Source organism: Methylobacter luteus IMV-B-3098, assembly GCF_000427625.1.
GTDB lineage: Bacteria > Pseudomonadota > Gammaproteobacteria > Methylococcales > Methylomonadaceae > Methylobacter > Methylobacter luteus.
Genome location: NZ_KE386569.1, coordinates 2,991,476 through 3,010,708, shown reverse-complemented (window position 1 = coordinate 3,010,708; position 19,233 = coordinate 2,991,476). Strand labels below are relative to the sequence as shown.

The window sequence follows — 19,233 nt, the reverse complement described above, 5'->3', positions numbered from 1 at the left end:
ATGGCCAAAAAACCTGTCGCATTTAAAGCAGCACTATCGTTCCCAAACCGGGCTATCGCCCATTTTTACAGCCGGATTGAGCAACAGCGCCTGGTTTTGCAACATATCCGGGCGGCGCTGCCGGAAGCCCTGGCAAAACATACGCGCTATTGCGTAATCAATGACAAGAAATTGCTGATTTACACGGATTCCGCCGCCTGGGCATCACAGCTGCGCTTTTATAACAAAGCCATTCTTGCCGCTGCCGCGCCGATGACGCGCGATGCTGTCACTATTATGAAGGTTAAAATCCTTACCGAGCAGAAAAGCCCTGATACGCAACCTGTAAGGAAAGCCGCTGTACCGTCATTGGAAAAAATAGAAATCATCCGGAATCTGGGTCTTAATGTTCCGGATGATCAGTTGAAGCAGTCGTTGCTGAAATTAAGCGCAACGCTGCAGCGGCTATCCGACGATGCCGGATAGCCTAAAAGCGGGTTTTACGCAGCGGACCTAGGTGATTGCGCGGAGCGCATGAAGGAGATTGGCGCGTCTTCTTCTTCGTCAAACGTAACCATTTCCCATGCATCTTTATCATTCAATAAAGTACGGAGCAGTTTATTATTCAGTCCGTGCCCGGATTTATAGCCGGTAAAGGCACCGATCAAACTATGGCCTAGGAGATATAGATCGCCGATGGCATCAAGAATTTTATGCTTAACAAACTCATCCGCACAACGCAGGCCGTCCTCATTGAGAATCTTATCGTCATCTACCACGATTGCATTATCGAGGCTTCCTCCCAGAGCGAGATTATTGCGCCGGAGCATATCAATATCCTTCATGAAACCGAAGGTTCTGGCTCGGCTCACTTCCTTTACAAAAGTCGTCGACGAGAAATCCATTGTCGCGGTTTTGACATGCTCGTCAAAAGCCGGGTGCTCAAAATCGATGGTAAACGTCACCTTGAAGCCTTCAAATGGATCGAAAGCCGCCCATTTATCACCGTCTTCAACTCTGATGCTGCGCTTTATACGAATATATTGTTTTGGACTATCCTGTTCCTCGACCCCGGCAGACTGAAGCAAAAACACAAAAGGGCCGGCGCTGCCGTCCATGATAGGGACTTCAGCCGCACTGACATCGATAATCGCATTATCGATGCCCAACCCGGCAAACGCCGAAAGCAGATGTTCTATGGTTGAAATCTTCACATCGCCTGCAACCAGCGTTGTTGAAAGCATCGTTTCGCCGACATTTTCCGGAGAAGCATCGATGACAACCGGCTCAACTAAATCAACGCGGCGAAATTTAATACCGGTATTCGGTTCTGCAGGGCGTAAAGTCAGATACACTTTATCGCCCGTATGCAACCCTACGCCTGTAGCCCTGATTGTATTTTTCAAAGTTCGCTGTTTAATCATAAAATAAAGGACGCCGAATTAAGGGGCAAAACAGGAATTCTATCACAACCGGACCAAAAAAGAGATTAAGTCGACTTTCGTACTAGTCAGCCTGACGTCTCAGAAAAGCCGGGATATCCAGATAATCCAGATCGATATCTTTTTTAGATTGCGCTCCAAACCGGTTTTCCCTGGTTTCAGGCCTGTTCTGACGTATGACGGTCGGCTTATCGAGCACACCATAGTCGACCTCACCGGCAGCCGCTTTCTGAACCAGTTTAACCGGCCCCTTAGCCGCTGACGATGCCAGTCCCATGCCTGTAGCAACGACAGTGACCTTAATTTCATCGCCTAACTCAGGATCGATAGCAGTGCCGATCTTGATGATCGCATCTTCCGAAGCAAATTCGTGAACAATATTGCCGACTTCGTCAAACTCGGCAATGCCCATATCGGCGGCAGAAATATTGACCAGAATGCCTCGCGCTCCCTGGAGGTTGATATCTTCCAATAATGGGCAGGCGATGGCTTTTTCAGCCGCTTCGCGGGCGCGATGTTCCCCTGTTGCCGATCCTGTACCCATGATGGCGGCGCCCATGCCAGCCATGACGGTTCTGACGTCGGCAAAGTCCACGTTGATCATGCCCGGATGCACGATGAGTTCGGTAATGCCTTGCACCGCATCCAGCAAAACGCCATTGGCGGCCTTAAATGCATTCACTAAGGAGACGCTGCTGCCCAGCACCCGTAATAACTTCTGGTTCGGAATTGTGATCAATGAGTCAACATACTGTTCAAGATCTTTAATCCCTTTTTCCGCTACTGCCAACTTCTTCTTGCCCTCGAACAGAAACGGCTTGGTCACGACGGCCACGGTCAGAATGCCCATTTCCCTGGCAATTTCCGCAATAACAGGAATAGCGCCGGTACCGGTACCGCCACCCATGCCTGCAGTCAGAAAGAGCATATCCGCACCCTCTATCACTTCTTTAATGCGGTCCCTATTTTCTTCCGCCGCCTGTCTTCCGATATCGGGATTGGTGCCTGCACCGAGTCCTTTAGTCAGTTCAACGCCCAACTGGATAATGGTGCCGATATTTAATCTTCTCAAAGCCTGCGCATCGGTATTTGCACAGATAAACTCCACACCTTCAATATGACTGTCAACCATATGATTGACCGCATTACCACCACCGCCGCCAACACCAATAACTTTGATGACGGCCGTTTCAGTACACATGTCCATTAATTCATATTTCATTTTCGCTGCCCCTTAATTAACCTTACGAATTACTAAAAATTACCCTGGAACCAACTTTTTATTTTTAAAAACAATCCGGCCCCGTCAGAATCAATGCTTCTGTCGCCGCCCTGGTGCTCTTTTCCATACATTAATAAACCGACCCCTGTTGAGTGAACTGGATTTTTCACAACTTCGGTTAACCCTTTTACATTCTGTGGGATACCCATGCGGACCGGCATATGAAAAATTTCTTCTGCCAATTCGATTAATCCCATCACTTTTGAACTGCCGCCGGTCAAGACAATCCCTGCCGCAATCAATTCTTCGTACCCGCTTCGCCTCAGTTCCGCCTGTACCAGCAACATCAGCTCTTCATAACGGGGTTCTATAATCTCTGCCAGACTTTGTGTCGAAATCTTGCGCGGCGCCCTATCGCCGATGCTTGGCACTTCAATAACACCATCAACATTGGCCAATTGCGTTAACGCACAGGCATATTTTTGCTTGATCTCCTCCGCATTGAACGTGGGCGTACGTAAAGCGACAGCAATGTCATTGGTGACCTGATCGCCGGCTATCGGAATGACGGCTGTATGCTTGATCGCGCCATCGACAAAAATTGCGATATCCGTAGTCCCGCCGCCGATATCAATTAAACAGACGCCCAGTTCCTTTTCGTCTTCGGTCAGTACCGAATTGCATGACGCCAACTGCTCCAGCACAATATCTTCAACATCAAGCCCACAGCGCCGGATGCATTTGATAATGTTCTGAGCGGCACTGACACTGCCCGTAACCATATGAACTTTCGCTTCCAGACGTATGCCCGACATGCCGATGGGTTCTTTAATGCCCTCCTGGAGATCGATGACAAACTCCTGCGGCAGAATATGTATGATTTTCTGATCGGCCGGGATGGCGACTGCGCGAGCAGAATCAATGACCCTGTCGATATCATATTGAGTCACTTCCTTATCCTTGATCGCTACGATGCCATGAGAGTTAAGGCTTCTGATATGGCTACCGGCAATACCCGCGAAGACCGACCTGATCTGGCATCCCGCCATTAGTTCAGCCTCTTCCACGGCCCGCTGTATGGACTGCACGGTCGACTCCAGATTAACGACTACGCCTTTTTTCAATCCGCGCGACGCTGTTGAGCCAATTCCTATGACTTCTACTCTGCCTTCGCTTGTAAGCTCACCTACAATAGCCGCGACCTTAGAAGTCCCAATATCCAGTCCGACTATTAAATTACGCTCTGTTTTTTTCGCCATTTTGTTTACTCTGTGTCGCCTTTTCTAATTGCCCATCTGTTTTGTTTTCGGGGTTTGCGATTTTTTTCCAGTCAATTTCTGCAGTTCCGGGCTTCCATGAAACCCCATAGCCATTGGGGTACCTCAAATCAACCACAGCCATTGCATCAACCTGTTCTTGCCCTAATATCGTCAACGTCTTCAAAAAACGCTGCAATCTCTTTAACGGCTCATTTCGCCCCAGTAGTATCTCCATACCGGTCACCAGCCTGATTTTCCATGACCATCGATCATCGACGCTAAACTCGGCCAATTCCATGGACTGGTCCGCCAGCACTGTTTTAATGCCCTTCATTATTTCCAGGACTTTTCTGTGCTGCTGTTCCGGCCCCATAAGCAAAGGCAACATCTGAAACTGTTCTATATTCTTCGGAGTGAACAACTCGCCTCTCTCATTTAACAGGCTTTGTTGTCCCCAACGCACATAAGGTTTTCTTTCATATACTTTTATGTCAATCGCGTCCGGCCAGACCCGTTTCACCGAAGCGGCCTGCACCCATGGCAGTTGCGCGACAGCTTCATGTATTGCCTGCATATCCGCTGAAAAAAAACTGGTCATGACCAACGGCTGCAGCGCCGTTTTTATCTCATCCTTGCCAAGGTATTGAAATACGCCTTCGATCCTGACGTATTTAATGGGCATCGTATCGGAGCCGTAGCTCTTAACGTCCTGCCTGTACAGCCAGATCAAACCTGTCAGCAATAATGCGGCCGCCAGAATTTTTACCGCGTATTTATTCATTAGCCGATACTGGTTTCCAATATCCGCCAAACCAGTTCATCAAACTCAATGCCGGCCTGTTTGGCTGCCATCGGCACCAAGCTATGGTCGGTCATGCCCGGCACGGTATTAATTTCAATCAATTGGTACTGTCCGGCGTCATCAATAAATACATCGAGTCTTGCCCAGCCCTTAACGCCCAGCACTTGGCTGGCTTTTACGGCCAGATTACGCAACTGCAACTCGTCGTCCTGGCTTAAGCCGCACGGGCAATGATATTGCGTCGTCGTAGCTTTGTATTTTGCCTCGTAGTCATAAAAAACGTGCGGTGTTTCCAGACGTATAACAGGCAATGCCTCGCCATTCAATACGCCAACCGTATATTCCTTGCCCATCACCCAAGCTTCCGCATAGACATCACAACGGAACTCTGCTGCTGTTTTTAATGCTTTACGCAACTCGTCTGGATTGGTTGCCTTGCTCATGCCTATGCTGGAGCCTTCCTGGGCCGGCTTGACGATAACCGGGAAGCCCAGTTTTGCTATACACTCATCCAGATCCTGTTCATCTTTTAACAAAAACCACTTGGGCGTAACTAAGCCGCAACCCTGCCAGCACAGCTTGGTCCGGAGCTTGTCCATACTCAGTGCCGAAGCCAGAACGCCGCTGCCGGTATAGGGAATGCCCATCACTTCCAGAACGGCCTGAAGCACACCGTCTTCACCGCCGCGCCCATGAATGATATTGAATACCCGGTCAACTTTTAGCCCGGCCAATGTTTCTATGGGATTGCCCGTTACATCAACGGCGATAGCATCGACGCCCTTGCGCTTTAAAGCTTCGTACACGGCGGCGCCACTTTTCAGAGAGACCTCCCTTTCTGCGGCCGCCCCGCCCATTAACACGGCAACCCGCCCGAATTCCCGCGCCTCTTTAATCCTCATCGGCTTCATAGTGCTACGCCCACCATACAAACTTCAGTCTGCAATTCAACCCCCTGACTTTCCATTACTTTAATCTGAACATAATTAATTAAGGTTTCGATATCGGCAGCCGTCGCCTTGCCGGTATTGATAATAAAGTTCGCATGTTTTTCCGATACACAGGCGCCGCCTATGGCATATCCCTTTAAGCCGGTTTGCTCTATGAGCCTTGCCGCATGACCGCCTTCCGGATTTTTAAATACCGATCCGCAACTGGGCTGATTAGTCGGCTGCGTTTGGGCTCGTTTTTCCAACAAGCCTTTTATCCGCTGTAAACTCGCCGCCGTGTCGCCTTGCTGCAATGTCAGATGCGCCGCCAGAAACCATTCGTCTTCAAAGCCTTTCACTGACCGGTAGTTAATCTCGAAATCCTCAGGTTTCCTAACATGGACTTGGCCTGCCGCATTCAACATGTCTACATTTTTAACGATAGGCCATGTTTCACCGCCAAAGGCGCCGGCATTCATCTTCAAGGCGCCGCCCATCGTTCCCGGTATGCCAGCCAGAAACTCTGCACCGATAAATCCCTGCTCTGCACAGAAGCGTGCCACATGCGCACACGGAACACCTGCCTCGACATAAATCGATCTATCCGGAGCCAGCCTCATTTCTTTTAACCGGCCTTTGGTATTAATGACCGTGCCGCGTATGCCGCCATCCCTGATCAGTAAATTACTGCCCAGCCCCATCCAGAATATCGACTCAGCAGCCGTGCCGCTTCCATGGGACAGAGCTGCTATGAAATTTATCAAATCCTGCCGGTCAAATGGCATATATAACCGGTCAGCCGGTCCGCCAACTCGCCAGCTGATATACTTCGCCAGTTTTTCATGGTTTAACAAGCGCCCTTTCATCGTATCGGCCAATCTTTCTTCTCTCAATCCGGACAAGCTATCAACCCGAAAGCATCCGATAGCAGTTGCGGCAATTGCGTGGCGATTTGCCCGACATTGCCGGCCCCCATTGTTAAGATCACGTCATCAGGCTTTGCGATGCCGGCCAGTATTTGCGGCAAATCTTCCCAATCTTCGACGAATACAGGATCAACCTGTCCACGCATGCGGATAGTCCGGCTTAATGCTCTCCCGTCCGCGCCCGGAATAACCGCTTCTCCTGCTGAATAAACATCCATCAGAATAAGTACATCGACAGTGGAAAGGACTTTGACAAAATCTTCGAATAAATCCCGCGTGCGCGTATATCGGTGTGGCTGAAAAATAACGACCGAACGCCTGTCCGGCCAGGCCTGGCGCAATGCCTCCAGCGTTGCGGCAATCTCGCGCGGATGGTGGCCATAGTCATCGACGAATGTCAGCTTGCCGCCTTCTATCTCCAGGTCGCCCTGAATCTGAAACCTTCTGCCAACGCCCTTGAATGCACCCAGGCTTTTGATGATCGCCTCATCATCGACATTCAGATGGGTTGCGATACTGATGGCCGCAAGCGCATTGAGCATATTGTGCCAGCCGGGCATGTTCAAGGTGACCTGCAAAGGTGGATAATCGCCCCGGCGAATCACTTTAAAAAAGGTATGCATGCCTTGCTGTTTGATATTGATCGCTCGCACGTCGGCATCGGCATGAATACCATAGGTAGTCACCGGCTTGGAGATGTGCGGCAGAATTTCCCTGACGCCTTCATCATCCAGGCACATGACTGCCAGGCCATAAAAAGGCAGATGATGCAAAAACTCGATAAACGTTTCTTTCAGACGCTGATAGCTGCCTTGATACGTCGCCATATGATCCTGGTCGATATTAGTAACCACTGCCATCATCGGCTGTAAATACAAGAATGAAGCATCGCTTTCATCGGCTTCGGCTACCAGATAGTGGCCCAAACCCAATTTGGCATTGCTGCCCGCACTGTTCAGCCGCCCGCCAATGACGAAAGTCGGGTCAAGACCGCCCTCTGCCAACATGCTGGCTGTCAAACTGGTCGTGGTGGTTTTGCCGTGCGTGCCGGCTACGGCGATACCGAACCTGAAACGCATCAGCTCAGCCAGCATTTCCGCACGCGGAATAACGGGTATCCTACTAAGATACGCTTCATCGATTTCATCATTGCTGCGATCTATGGCGCTTGACGCGACAACCACATCGACTTTAGTGACATTTTCGCGCTTATGTCCGATATTGATGGTCACGCCCAAATCGGCGAGCCGTTGTGTCACCGGGCTTTCTTTTATGTCCGAACCTGAAATTTTATAACCCAGATTGGACAAAACTTCCGCGATACCGCTCATGCCGGTGCCGCCTATGCCGACAAAATGTATTCGGTCGATTTTGCCTAAGACCTGCGTCGGCATCTGTATATTAGGAAAATTCATAAACCGGCCTCGGCCATGCAATAATCGGCAACGACTTCAGTCGCATCCAGGCGAGCACATTGTTTTGCAGTTTTACTCATCACATCTAGTTGTTTCAGCATTTTTGTTATTTGTTCCGTCAGCGTTGCGGCATTCAAGTCTTTCTGCATCAAACAAATCCCGGCACCAGCATCGGTTAAATAGCGGGCATTCGCTGTTTGATGATCATCAATGGCATGCGGCAACGGAATAAAAATTGCCGGTACGCCCAAGGCCGCGACTTCACTAACGGTCATGGCACCAGCTCGGCAAATCACCATATCAGCCCATTGGTAGGCAAACACCATATCATCTATGAAAGCGCTTACGTCAGCATTAACACCCAAGTCTTTATACCGACTCTTGACCTGCTCGCACATGGCGGTACCAGTCTGGTGTTTTACCCGCACGTCTTGTAATTGCCTGACCGCTTCCGGAACGATTTCATTCAATACCTGGGCACCTTGGCTGCCACCAACGACCAATATCCGGACACCCTGCTTATCCTGCTCGCCTTTACTACCGTCGAGCCTGTCCAAAAACTGTTTTCTGAGCGGATTTCCCGTGCATTCAGCCTTCACGTCCTTGTTAAAACTGTCGGGAAAAGCTTCCAGAATCCGATTAGCTATCTTTGCCAGTAATCGATTTGTCGTACCGGGCACACGGTTCTGCTCATGAATGACCAAGGGTATGCCCAGCAGTTTTGCCATCAATCCGCCCGGCCCCGCAACAAATCCGCCCATGCCCAGCACTACATCAGGTTTACGCCGCCGTAAAACTTTTAATGCCTGCATACAGGCCTTTGCCAGCATCAATACGGCTTTCAACTTCGCCATTATGCCTTTGCCGCGCACGCCCGAAACCGACAGCCAGTCAATCTCAATGCCATTCTCAGGAACGACCCGGCTTTCCAACCCTTTTCGCGTACCCAGCCAGCTGACCTGCCAACCTTTTTCCGCCAGCGACTGCGCGACAGCCAAGGCCGGAAACACATGCCCGCCGGTTCCGCCGGCCATGATGACTATGCGCTTGCCCATTCGGATTTTCCTTTAGGCCTATTGACATTTATTTCATAAACCTCGCTATGCACGCGAAATAGCAGCGCCACCGCGCAGCACATAATCATCATGCTGCCGCCGCCATAACTCATCAGCGGCAAGGTCAGTCCCTTAGTCGGCAAGATGCCCATGTTGACGCCCATATTCACAAACGCCTGAAAGCCAAACCAGATGCCCAGTCCATAGGCAATAAAAGCTGAGAAACTTTGTCCAGCATTTTCTGCCGCGATAGCCACCTGAAAAGTGCGCCACACCAGTAACGAAAACAAGCCAATAACCGTAACCACGCCCAGCAAGCCCAATTCTTCGCCAATCACTGAGAACAGAAAGTCGGTATGTGCTTCAGGCAAATAAAACAATTTTTGTATGCCGCTACCGAGCCCCACGCCCAGCCATTCTCCACGCCCGAATGAAATCAACGCCTGAACGAGCTGAAACCCTGTATTTAAAGGATCGGCCCAAGGATTCATAAAACTCGTTACCCGAACCAGACGATAAGGCGAAAAATAAACCAGTAACATTGCCAGCACGGCCACGATAGCCAGTAAAAAGATAAATTGCGACAATCTGGCGCCGGCTAGAAACATGATGCCCATGGCAATGCATAAAATCACTACAGCCGAACCAAAATCCGGTTCCAGCAGTAATAATATGCAAGCCAGCGAAAACAGTGCCAAAGGTTTTACGATGCCGTAAGCCGATTCACGCAGGGCTTGCTGATGCCGAGTGACATAGCCCGCCATATAGATGACGGCAAAAAATTTAACTACTTCCGACACCTGTATGCGCAAACCACCCAAAGACAACCAGCGTACGCTACCGTTAACTCTTATGCCGAGGCCGGGCACCAACACAATCACCAGCAATAACAAGCCTGCAATGAACAGCCACGGCCCCCATTTTTCCCACACTTGCATGGGCACTGCCATAACACACGAGCCCAGAAACAATCCGAGGCCAATGTGTATCAGCTGCCTGATCGGATAATACAAACTGTCATCGGCCATTTTTACGCCCAGATGCAATGATGAGGACGTCACCATAACGAAGCCGATCAGCAAAAGACTCGCACACGTCGCGAGCAGCAGCGGATCAAAATGCAATCGTCCGGCACGCGGCGGTTTCGCACGATCTCTCATGCAACTAGCTCCAGCACTGCTTTGGTAAATTTCTCGCCGCGATCCTGATAATTTTTAAACTGATCAAGACTGGCACAGGCTGGAGAAAGCAGTACGCTTTCGCCCGCATCAGCAAGATTGGCGGCAATCTGCACCGCCTGAACGATATTTTCAGCGGAATAAACAGGCACACACCCATTGAGCGCCTGCTCGATCAGCCCCGCATCCTTACCCATTAATACGACACTTTTGGCTTTTTCTTTGATTACGGGCGTCAACTCATTCATATCGGCGCCTTTGGCATCGCCTCCGGCGATCAGTATGACTTTGCGGTTATATCCCTGCAAAGCCGCCATACAGGCGCCGATATTGGTCGCCTTTGAATCGTTAACCCAGGTGACGCCGCGTATTTCGGCGACACGCTGCATGCGATGCGCCAATCCCTTAAATTTTCGCAACGCCCGGCACATGGATGGCTCATCCAACCCGATAGCCACGCCTAAAGCCAAGGCGGCCAACGCGTTTGCCGCGTTATGCCGGCCTTCAAGCGGCAATTCGGCCAGGGGCATCAGCAGGGTATCGTTGTGCATCAGATATTCCTTATCAGCCTTTGCCGCAAGGTAAAAATTCGCATTCTTGCCATTGACAGAGAATGTGAGCACTTTACGGCCTCTATCCCGCATCTCATTGACAATAGGATCGTCGACATTGATTACCATGACACCATTGCCGTTAAAAACCCTGCGTTTCTCCTCGGCGTAACCGGCCATATCGGCATGCCTGTCCAGATGATCCGCCGTTACATTGAGCACGGTAGCAGCCGCTGCATTGAAAACGGTGGTTCTTTCCAACTGAAAACTCGAAAGCTCCAGCACATACAACTCCGCATCCCGCTCCAGCAAATCCAGAGCCGGTGTCCCAAGATTTCCGCCTACGCCTACACGTTTGCCGGATTCCCTTACCATTTCCCCAAGCATGGTTGTTACGGTGCTTTTGCCGTTGGAGCCGGTAATCGCAACGATCGGCACATCAACAGAGCAAGCAAACAGATCAATATCGCTGATGATTTTTGCGCCATTGGCAATGGCTTTAGTGATGGCTTTTTCACTAAGCGATACACCGGGACTAACGACCAGGTGCGTGGCGACTTTAAAAGCCGCTTCATCAAATCCGCCGGTAAAAACCGCGGCATCAGGCATTTGCTGAGTGAACACCTCCATTAACGGCGGTTTAGCCCGACTATCGACGATAGCGAACTTAATCCCCAGATCTTGTAAATAACGTGCCGCTGAAATACCAGTTACGCCAAGACCGACCACTAAAACCTTGGCGCTCTGTGGATCCAGCGCAAAATTCTTTTTTAACAATTCTGTAATCGCTGTCTTATCCATGTTCTTATCTCAATTTCAAAGTTGCCAGACCGATCAGCACCAAAATCACGGTGATGATCCAGAAACGTACGATAACCCGAGGTTCGGGCCAACCTTTCAACTCAAAATGATGATGGATAGGCGCCATGCGGAAAACACGTTTTCCTGTCGTCTTGAAAGAGGCAACCTGAATAATCACGGATACCGTTTCCATGACGAAAACACCGCCCATAATCATCAATACAACTTCTTGCCTAACCAGTATTGCTAATACGCCTAAAGCTCCGCCCAGTGCCAGCGCGCCAACATCGCCCATGAATACCATCGCGGGATAAGCGTTAAACCACAAAAATCCTAATCCGGCGCCGATTAAAGCGGCACAAAACACAATTAATTCCCCGGCATTAGGTAAATAAGGAATCGCCAGATATTCGGCAAACGTCACATGCCCTGACAGATAGGCAAAAATTCCCAAACCGGAAGCCACCATGACCGTCGGCATGATGGCCAGACCATCCAGACCATCGGTTAAGTTAACGGCATTACTGCTGCCGACAATGACAAAATAGGCCAGCACCACATACATCCAGCCCATATCAAGCATGACACTCTTAAAAAAAGGCACGATAAATTGCGTTTCCGCCGGCAACACAGCCGTTTTATACAGAAAAACCGCAGCCACTAACCCGATAGCGGACTGCCAGAAATACTTCGCTTTAGCCGACAAGCCATCACTATTGCGGCGAATGACTTTTCGATAGTCATCGACGAAACCGATAACACCGTAGCCCATGGTAACCAGCATAATGACCCAGATATAACGGTTGCCGAGGTCGGCCCACAGCAAGGTGCTGATGGCAATCGCCACCAGGATCAGGGTTCCGCCCATGGTGGGGGTTCCCGATTTCTCATAGTGCGTTTGCGGTCCGCATTCGCGAACACTTTGTCCGATCTTGTTACGGCTGAGTTTTCTGATCATTACCGGCCCGACAATGAAAGAGATCATCAATGCAGTTAATGCTCCGAGTATGGCGCGAAAGGTCAGGTAATGAAAAACCCGAAAACCGCCATCGAATGTCATTAAATAATCTGCCAAATAAAGTAACATCTTTTAAATCCTGAAATTTTCAACCAGAGCTGCTGCTACATTTTCCATGCGCTGCGCTCTCGACCCTTTGATCAAAACCGATTCGCTGCCTTTAAGTTCTTGTTTCAAGACATCGATCAACTCGTTCTGGGTCTCAAAAAAAGTAGCTCCCGGGCCAAAAAACCGCACAGTATTTCTGGTATCGGCGCCCGTCGCCAACAGTCGCACGATACCGCTGGCTTTAAGCAGCTCGCCCATTTCTTCATGTATTTTCTTGCTCTCCGGCCCCAATTCGCCAAAAGCCCCCAGAACAACCCAGGGCTCGCCAGGCATATCTTCCAGAACAGCCAGTCCCGCTTTCAGCGAGGCAAAGTTGGCGTTATAAGTATCATCAATGATGATGTTGCCTTGCCGGCTTACCAGCGGCTGCAAACGTCCAGTTACCGGCTTTACGCTTTCCAACCCCTGTTTAATCTGTTGCAGATCTAACCCCAAGGCCAGACAGGCTGCCGCCGCGGCGAGAGCGTTAACGACATTGTGCCGCCCTGCCAATTTTAAGTTCACGGCCAAAGAACCCAGAGCCGTGACTAACTCAAATCCGGTAATAAATTCGGCAGAAGCTGCACTACCTGCATTAGTACCCTCATTGGTGCGAATTTCCGTTCTGATTGACCGGGCAGTCACGTCAGCGCCGTCATTTAAACCGAATGACACAGTTTTTCTGGCTCCGGCTATGGTTTTCCAATAGTCGAAATAGGCATCATCGCGATTCAGCACGGCAATACCGTCATTTTTAAGCGTCTGGATGATTTCGCCTTTCGCTCTGGCAATACCGTCCAGACTGCCGAATCCTTCTATATGCGCCGCACCTACATTCGTGATGATCACGACATCGGCCTGTGCATAAGTGCTGGTATAGGTAATTTCTCCAGGATGGTTGGCGCCCATCTCAACCACTGCATAACGATGCCGCTCTTCGAGCCGCAACAACGTCAAAGGCACGCCGATTTCATTGTTCAGGTTACCTTGAGTAAACAATACCGGATCATTGACGCCCAATATGGCCGCAACCATTTCTTTGACCGTCGTCTTGCCGTTACTGCCGGTCATACCGACCACCGAAACCGATGCTTTCTGGCGCCAGGCGCCGGCCAGTTCAGCCAAGGCCAGGCGCGTATCCTCGACAACTATATGAGGCATTGTTGCTGCAACCTCTTTATGCACGATGGCTGCGGTGGCTCCTGCCTGCTCAGCCATATCCACGAAATCATTGCCGTCGAAATTGTGCCCCTTAATTGCCACATACAGCTGTCCGGGCCTAATGGCTCTCGTATCGATACTGACCGATGAGATGGCCGTATCCTGACCGACAAGTTGTCCGCGTACACAGCGGGCAATGTCGCTTAGCATCATCTCCATCATTGCTTCGCTCTCGCTTTTAATGCGTCAATCACGACTTCTCTGTCGCTGAACGGTATTTTTACGCCATTGATCTCCTGATATTGCTCATGGCCTTTACCGGCAACCACGATACAATCGTTTGCACCAGCTCTTGCTACTGCTTTTAGTATCGCCTGTTCTCTGTTTTGAATCACTTCAACCTTACCCAAACTGCAACCAGTCAATATGTCATTCACTATGTCGAGTCCATTTTCAAAACGCGGATTGTCATCCGTAACAATCACATGATCCGCCCAATGTTCTGCGCAAGCGCCCATTTGCGGGCGCTTGCCGGCATCTCTGTTGCCGCCGCAACCGAAAACCAGCCATAAAGCTTCTTTGCAATGCTTCCTGACGCTGGATAAAACCTTGTCCAGCGCATCTGGCGTATGGGCATAATCAACAAAAACCAGAGGCTCACCCTCTCCACCCAAGCGTTCCATGCGTCCAACCACCGGTTCAATGCGCGCCAGCCTTTTAATGGCATCTGTCAACGTAGTCCCCATCGCCAGCATGACGGTCAATACAGCCAGGACGTTCTCTATATTGAAGTCGCCGTATAAGGGCACTTTGACCCGCTGCTGCTCGTGCCGCCACCGTACGTCAAATTCGATGCCGTCAGCTTGATGCAGGATGTGTTCTACATTCACGTTCTCACTCGGTCCCGCTGTTTTCCCTTTGGCGCTAAATCCCCAAACCACAATCGGTTCAGGCGCTGACGCTATAATCTGCTCGCTGTAATCATCATCCAGATTCACTACCGCGAAAGCCAGACCGGGCTTGTGCAATAAACCCAGCTTGGCCTCAACATAAGCCTCCATCGAGCCGTGATAATCGAGGTGATCGCGGCTGATATTCGTAAAGACGGCGCCTTTAAAACGCACGACGTTAACGCGCCCCTGTTCCAAGCCGTGCGAGGAAACTTCCATCGCGACCATTTGTTTTTTTGCCTTTACCAGTTCAGCCAGTATGTGCTGAACGGCCAGGGCGTCGGGCGTCGTGTTAAGCGTTTTGCTGAGTTTGCCCCACACGCCCCAACCCAGTGTCCCGATAATGCCGCAGTCATCCATAAGCTGACTTAAAAACTGACTGCACGAGGTTTTTCCATTCGTACCGGTAATACCGATAACATCGATCAACTCAGACGGATTGCCGTAAAAACGCGCGGCGATTTCACCCAGCATAAATCCCAGATTGTCTACGGCAATCACCGGTATATCGCCGACCCGCTCCGCCAACTGTTTTCCTTGCCCGGCCGGATCAAAAATCACAGCACAGGCGCCATTTCCGACAGCCTGACCGACATGCATCAATCCGTGTTGCGCGGCCCCATCCAAGGCAATAAATGCATTGCCGGCAACTATAGCTCGGCTATCCAGCGCCAAACCCGTGACCGTCAAGTCATCGTCGATGACCGTCAATCCTGTTAATAAATCCTTCAGTTTCATCGTCATGAGGCTTTTTGCGTCAGCAGCACCGGCATGGTGTTTTCCTGGTCAGGTGCTACGCCCAGCACCCTTAACGCACCGGCCATGACTTTGGAAAACACCGGGGCGGAAACCACCCCGCCGTAATATTGTCCGGCGGAAGGTTCGTCAATCATGACCACGATAATCAGCCTCGGATCGCTGGCTGGCGCCATGCCTGCAAAAACAGCCTGATAGCTTTTATCGACATAGCCACCGGCTCCAGCTTTCTTTGCCGTTCCGGTTTTACCAGCGACTCTGTAGCCATCGACTCTGGCTTCATAGGCCGTGCCGTCTTTCATAATCACGCTTTCCATCATCGCTCTGACACGCCTGGCGGTTTTAGCCGAAAACACACGTCGCATATCCTCATCCTCGTCCCGCTTCAACAAGCTGATCGAATGCAGGATGCCATCATCTGCCAGAGCTGTATAAGCTCTTGCCAGTTGCACGGCTGTCACATTCAAACCGTAGCCGAACGATAGGGTTGCCTGCTCAAAAGCATGCCACTTGTGGTACTCGAGCAGACTCCCGTTGGCTTCGCCGGGAAAACCGGCGCCTGTCGCCGCGCCAAATCCGAGCTTGTCATACAGGCCCCAGAAATAAGCCGGCGGCATTTCCAACGCCATCTGGCTGACGGCCACATTGCTGGACTTCTTCAGCACTTCCGTCAAAGTCATGGTGCCGTAATTATGCACATCCCTGACCAGATGGCGCCCGACCCGAAGCATGCCGTTGGTTTCAAAAACCTCATCAGGACGGACGTAACCGCCATCCAAAGCCGCCGCCACCACTAAGGGCTTAACTGTCGAACCAGGCTCGAATACATCTGTCATCGCCCGGTTCCTGTATAAGCTTTCTTTTAAATTCTTGCGGGTATTCGGATTGAAAGACGGCTGGTTCACTGCTGCCAGAATTTCTCCGTTTTTTGCATCCAATACCACTAAAGTGCCTGATTTGGCTTTATGCTTATCAACGGCCAGTTGCAATTCCCGATACGCCAGATACTGGATGCGCTGATCAATGCTTAACTCGAGATTTTTTCCCGAAACAGGCTCTTTAATGTTTTCAATGTCGTCAATAATACGTCGCTGCCCATCCCTGATGACCCGTTTGCTGCCCGGAGTGCCTCTCAAGGCTTTCTCATACCCTGCCTCAAGCCCTTCCTGTCCGATATCATCCACATTGGTAAAGCCCACCAAATGCGCCGAAACGCCGCCCGTAGGATAAAATCGCTTAAATTCGCGCTCGAAATACACACCGGGCAGTTTTAACTCTTTTACCTGATCGGCATACCCGGGATTGATCCGACGGGCGATATACGCGAATTGCCGAGTGGTATCCTCTTTAAGCAGTTCGGTGACTTTGCCTTCCGGCAGACCCAACAGCTTTTCCATTTGTCGGACTTGCTCCCTCGGAGCCAACTTAAGTTCCTTGGGATTCACCCAAATGGACTGCACCGGAGTGCTGATAGCCAGCGGTTCACCGTTTCTATCCTTAATCATGCCTCTGTAGGCCGATACAGATACATCATCCACCTGCCTCATATCGCCCTGGTCTTTCAGAAACTGCTTATTCAGCACCTGCAGGTCAACCGCACGTCCTACCAACGTCACCATGCAACCCATCATGAATATCATGACGAATTTTCTTCTGCCGGAAAAATCGCCAGATTGCGCACCTGCTTTCTTATTACCTATAAAATCAAACATTTACGGCTTTATATAAATAATTTTATCCCGTAATGGCATAACCAGTTTCAATTGCTCTCGCGCGACTAACTCAACCCGATTCTGTTCCGTTAAGGTCGTCAGTTCCAACTGCAACTGTCCCCATTCCACTTCGTACTGATCTAAAGTCCTTTCCTGTTTCTGAATCTCTATAAAAATCAGCCGCGAATAGTATTTGCTGTAAATCACTGCCAACGCCGATACCAGGAGCACTATCAGCAGAGTTGCCACACCCAAAATCCGATCTGTCGCCACTTAAAGTCTCTCAGCTACTCGCATAATTGCGCTACGCGCTCTAGGGTTTTGTGCAATCTCTTGCTTACCGGCTTTTAATGCCTTACTTGCTTTTTTAAAAAATCCTTTTTCAATATCGACTTCCTTGATAGGCAATTTGCCCGGGTGATACTTGGCCCCCGACTCATCCCTAATAAAGCGCTTTACGATTCTATCTTCCAGGGAATGAAAAGAAATCACCACCAATCGTCCGCCCGGTTTCAGTACCCGTGCCGATTGCTGCAGAACATCTTTTAATTCTTCCAATTCCCTGTTAATTTCAATGCGTATTGCTTGAAAGGTACGCGTTGCAGGATGCTTATGCTTTTCTCTTATCGGCACGGCCTCTTCAATCAGCGAAGCTAATTGTCGGGTTGTAGTAATAGGCGATTGGGCTCTTCTTTCGATGACAGCCCGAGCTATGCGTCGCGCGAAGCGCTCCTCGCCATATTCAAACAGAACCTCGACAAGATCCCGCTCATCAACAGTCATCAACCACTGCGCTGCCGATACACCGGCATTGCCATTCATGCGCATGTCCAGCGGTCCATCGCGCAGGAAACTAAAGCCCCTTTCAGGGTTATCCAGTTGAGGAGATGACACACCCAGATCCATCAAAATCCCATCGACATGGCTCATCAGTCCCTCGCTAGTCACTATGTTTTCCAACTCGGAAAAGCAGTTATGCATCAACTGGAATCGCTTATCTTTAAGCATGGCCTGTGCATAATCGGAGTTAACCGCATCGACATCGCGGTCAAAAGCCAGCAATCGCCCGGATGGACCCAACTGATCCAAAATTCCCTGACTGTGGCCACCTCGACCAAATGTACAATCCAGATAGATGCCGTCTTTTTTAATCGCCAACTGTTGCAGAGCTTCCGCAAACATAACGGGCAAATGTTTCACTAACAAATCTCCCGTCTTAAAAGGATAATGATCCTAGATCTTCCAACCCTTCGTCATCATCGCCACTGAGCCATTCATTTTCTTTTGCCGTCCATGCCTCTTCGTTCCAGATTTCAAACTTATTAAGCTGACCAACTAGAACAATTTTCTTGTCCATATGCGCAAACGTCCTGAGTTTTTCCGGCAATAACAATCTGCCCTGCCCGTCCATCTCGCATTCAGAGGCATTTCCGATAACGAAGCGTCTTAACTTACCTGCCATTTTATTTAAGGTGGGTAATTTACTGATTGTTTGTTCGAGTTTTTCCCATTCTGGCAGTGGATAAAGCCATAAACAGCCATGCTCTCCGACACATCGCTCATTCACAGCGACTGTCACAACCATCTGACGATCACAGCAATCGTGCAATTCCTCCCGATAACGAGTTGGAATGGCAAGGCGTCCTTTATCATCAAGATTGATTGAGCTGATACCTCGAAACAAGTCTTACCTCGAATTCCCGAAAAAACCATTTTTTTCCACTTTTCACCACTATAATTCACTATAGATTTCAAATCAGCCTGAGTCAAGGACGATTTCATTTCTAATCTTTCTTTTTTGACAATGACTTACGTAACCTTAAAGCACAGGTTGAAACACATAAAATGCCTCAAAATAAATCTTATGCTTTATCAGAAAGTTAATTGATATTGTGTTAGTAATACTTTAAATAAAAGAGCCTTAAAATCAGCAGGCTTTATGAGTAAAGGAGAAAAGAAACAGGAAGGGACTGCGGCAATATTTACCGGA

The 19,233-nt window shown here is 49.8% G+C and carries 18 protein-coding genes; 1 reads left to right on the top strand and 17 read right to left on the bottom strand.

The genetic code is table 11. The features are described from left to right. Complete coding sequence (locus tag METLU_RS0115915) at nucleotides 1-465, top strand: DUF721 domain-containing protein (RefSeq protein WP_027159091.1); 465 nt, start codon at nucleotides 1-3, stop codon at nucleotides 463-465. A 14-nt stretch (nucleotides 466-479) separates the two neighbouring features. Here the strand turns inward: METLU_RS0115915 and lpxC are convergent, their stop codons facing one another. The 17 genes from lpxC to mraZ form a co-directional block, all read right to left on the bottom strand. Beyond that, nucleotides 480-1,403, bottom strand: coding sequence for a UDP-3-O-acyl-N-acetylglucosamine deacetylase (gene lpxC, locus METLU_RS0115910; RefSeq protein ID WP_027159090.1), 924 nt, complete (start codon nucleotides 1,401-1,403; stop codon nucleotides 480-482). 82 nt (nucleotides 1,404-1,485) lie between these two features. Next, nucleotides 1,486-2,643: a cell division protein FtsZ gene (gene ftsZ, locus METLU_RS0115905; RefSeq protein WP_027159089.1), complete on the bottom strand. Its 1,158-nt coding sequence runs from the start codon at nucleotides 2,641-2,643 to the stop codon at nucleotides 1,486-1,488. Between the two features lie 32 nt (nucleotides 2,644-2,675). After that, nucleotides 2,676-3,902 (bottom strand): cell division protein FtsA, encoded by a 1,227-nt coding sequence (gene ftsA, locus METLU_RS0115900; protein WP_027159088.1) that lies wholly within the window; start codon nucleotides 3,900-3,902, stop codon nucleotides 2,676-2,678. Continuing rightward, nucleotides 3,880-4,683, bottom strand: a complete 804-nt coding sequence (locus tag METLU_RS25575) for a cell division protein FtsQ/DivIB (RefSeq protein ID WP_036243193.1) — start codon at nucleotides 4,681-4,683, stop codon at nucleotides 3,880-3,882. Before METLU_RS25575 ends, ftsA begins: the two co-directional genes overlap by 23 nt. Next, a complete protein-coding gene (locus tag METLU_RS0115890; protein ID WP_027159087.1) occupies nucleotides 4,683-5,615 on the bottom strand; it encodes a D-alanine--D-alanine ligase in 933 nt (310 codons plus the stop codon). The genes METLU_RS25575 and METLU_RS0115890 overlap by 1 nt, the downstream gene beginning before the upstream one ends. Further along, a complete protein-coding gene (murB, locus tag METLU_RS0115885) occupies nucleotides 5,612-6,499 on the bottom strand; it encodes a UDP-N-acetylmuramate dehydrogenase (protein WP_036243191.1) in 888 nt (295 codons plus the stop codon). Before murB ends, METLU_RS0115890 begins: the two co-directional genes overlap by 4 nt. Before the next feature lie 23 nt (nucleotides 6,500-6,522). Continuing rightward, a complete protein-coding gene (murC, locus tag METLU_RS0115880) occupies nucleotides 6,523-7,974 on the bottom strand; it encodes a UDP-N-acetylmuramate--L-alanine ligase (protein WP_027159085.1) in 1,452 nt (483 codons plus the stop codon). Next, the gene (murG, locus tag METLU_RS0115875; protein WP_027159084.1) at nucleotides 7,971-9,029 is read right to left on the bottom strand and encodes an undecaprenyldiphospho-muramoylpentapeptide beta-N-acetylglucosaminyltransferase; all 1,059 of its coding nucleotides are present in this window, start codon (nucleotides 9,027-9,029) and stop codon (nucleotides 7,971-7,973) included. The genes murC and murG overlap by 4 nt, the downstream gene beginning before the upstream one ends. Next, nucleotides 9,014-10,189 carry a putative lipid II flippase FtsW gene (ftsW, locus tag METLU_RS0115870; protein WP_027159083.1) on the bottom strand — a complete coding sequence of 392 codons (1,176 nt, stop codon included), beginning with the start codon at nucleotides 10,187-10,189 and terminating at the stop codon, nucleotides 9,014-9,016. Before ftsW ends, murG begins: the two co-directional genes overlap by 16 nt. Next, on the bottom strand, nucleotides 10,186-11,559 hold the full coding sequence (murD, locus tag METLU_RS0115865) for a UDP-N-acetylmuramoyl-L-alanine--D-glutamate ligase (protein WP_027159082.1): 1,374 nt from the start codon (nucleotides 11,557-11,559) through the stop codon (nucleotides 10,186-10,188). Before murD ends, ftsW begins: the two co-directional genes overlap by 4 nt. A 4-nt stretch (nucleotides 11,560-11,563) precedes the next feature. Then, the gene (mraY, locus tag METLU_RS0115860; protein ID WP_027159081.1) at nucleotides 11,564-12,646 is read right to left on the bottom strand and encodes a phospho-N-acetylmuramoyl-pentapeptide-transferase; all 1,083 of its coding nucleotides are present in this window, start codon (nucleotides 12,644-12,646) and stop codon (nucleotides 11,564-11,566) included. Nucleotides 12,647-12,649: 3 nt separating this feature from the next. Continuing rightward, complete coding sequence (locus tag METLU_RS0115855) at nucleotides 12,650-14,044, bottom strand: UDP-N-acetylmuramoyl-tripeptide--D-alanyl-D-alanine ligase (RefSeq protein WP_027159080.1); 1,395 nt, start codon at nucleotides 14,042-14,044, stop codon at nucleotides 12,650-12,652. After that, on the bottom strand, nucleotides 14,044-15,513 hold the full coding sequence (locus METLU_RS0115850; RefSeq protein ID WP_027159079.1) for a UDP-N-acetylmuramoyl-L-alanyl-D-glutamate--2,6-diaminopimelate ligase: 1,470 nt from the start codon (nucleotides 15,511-15,513) through the stop codon (nucleotides 14,044-14,046). The genes METLU_RS0115855 and METLU_RS0115850 overlap by 1 nt, the downstream gene beginning before the upstream one ends. Nucleotides 15,514-15,515: 2 nt before the next feature. Continuing rightward, on the bottom strand, nucleotides 15,516-17,243 hold the full coding sequence (locus METLU_RS0115845) for a peptidoglycan D,D-transpeptidase FtsI family protein (RefSeq protein ID WP_036243190.1): 1,728 nt from the start codon (nucleotides 17,241-17,243) through the stop codon (nucleotides 15,516-15,518). After that, entirely contained in the window at nucleotides 17,244-17,516 is a 273-nt protein-coding gene (gene ftsL / locus METLU_RS0115840; protein WP_027159077.1) for a cell division protein FtsL, read from the bottom strand. Continuing rightward, nucleotides 17,517-18,443: a 16S rRNA (cytosine(1402)-N(4))-methyltransferase RsmH gene (gene rsmH, locus METLU_RS0115835; RefSeq protein WP_027159076.1), complete on the bottom strand. Its 927-nt coding sequence runs from the start codon at nucleotides 18,441-18,443 to the stop codon at nucleotides 17,517-17,519. It abuts the gene before it with no gap. Nucleotides 18,444-18,459: 16 nt separating this feature from the next. Next, nucleotides 18,460-18,927, bottom strand: a complete 468-nt coding sequence (gene mraZ / locus METLU_RS0115830; RefSeq protein ID WP_027159075.1) for a division/cell wall cluster transcriptional repressor MraZ — start codon at nucleotides 18,925-18,927, stop codon at nucleotides 18,460-18,462. Nucleotides 18,928-19,233 lie beyond the last annotated feature (306 nt).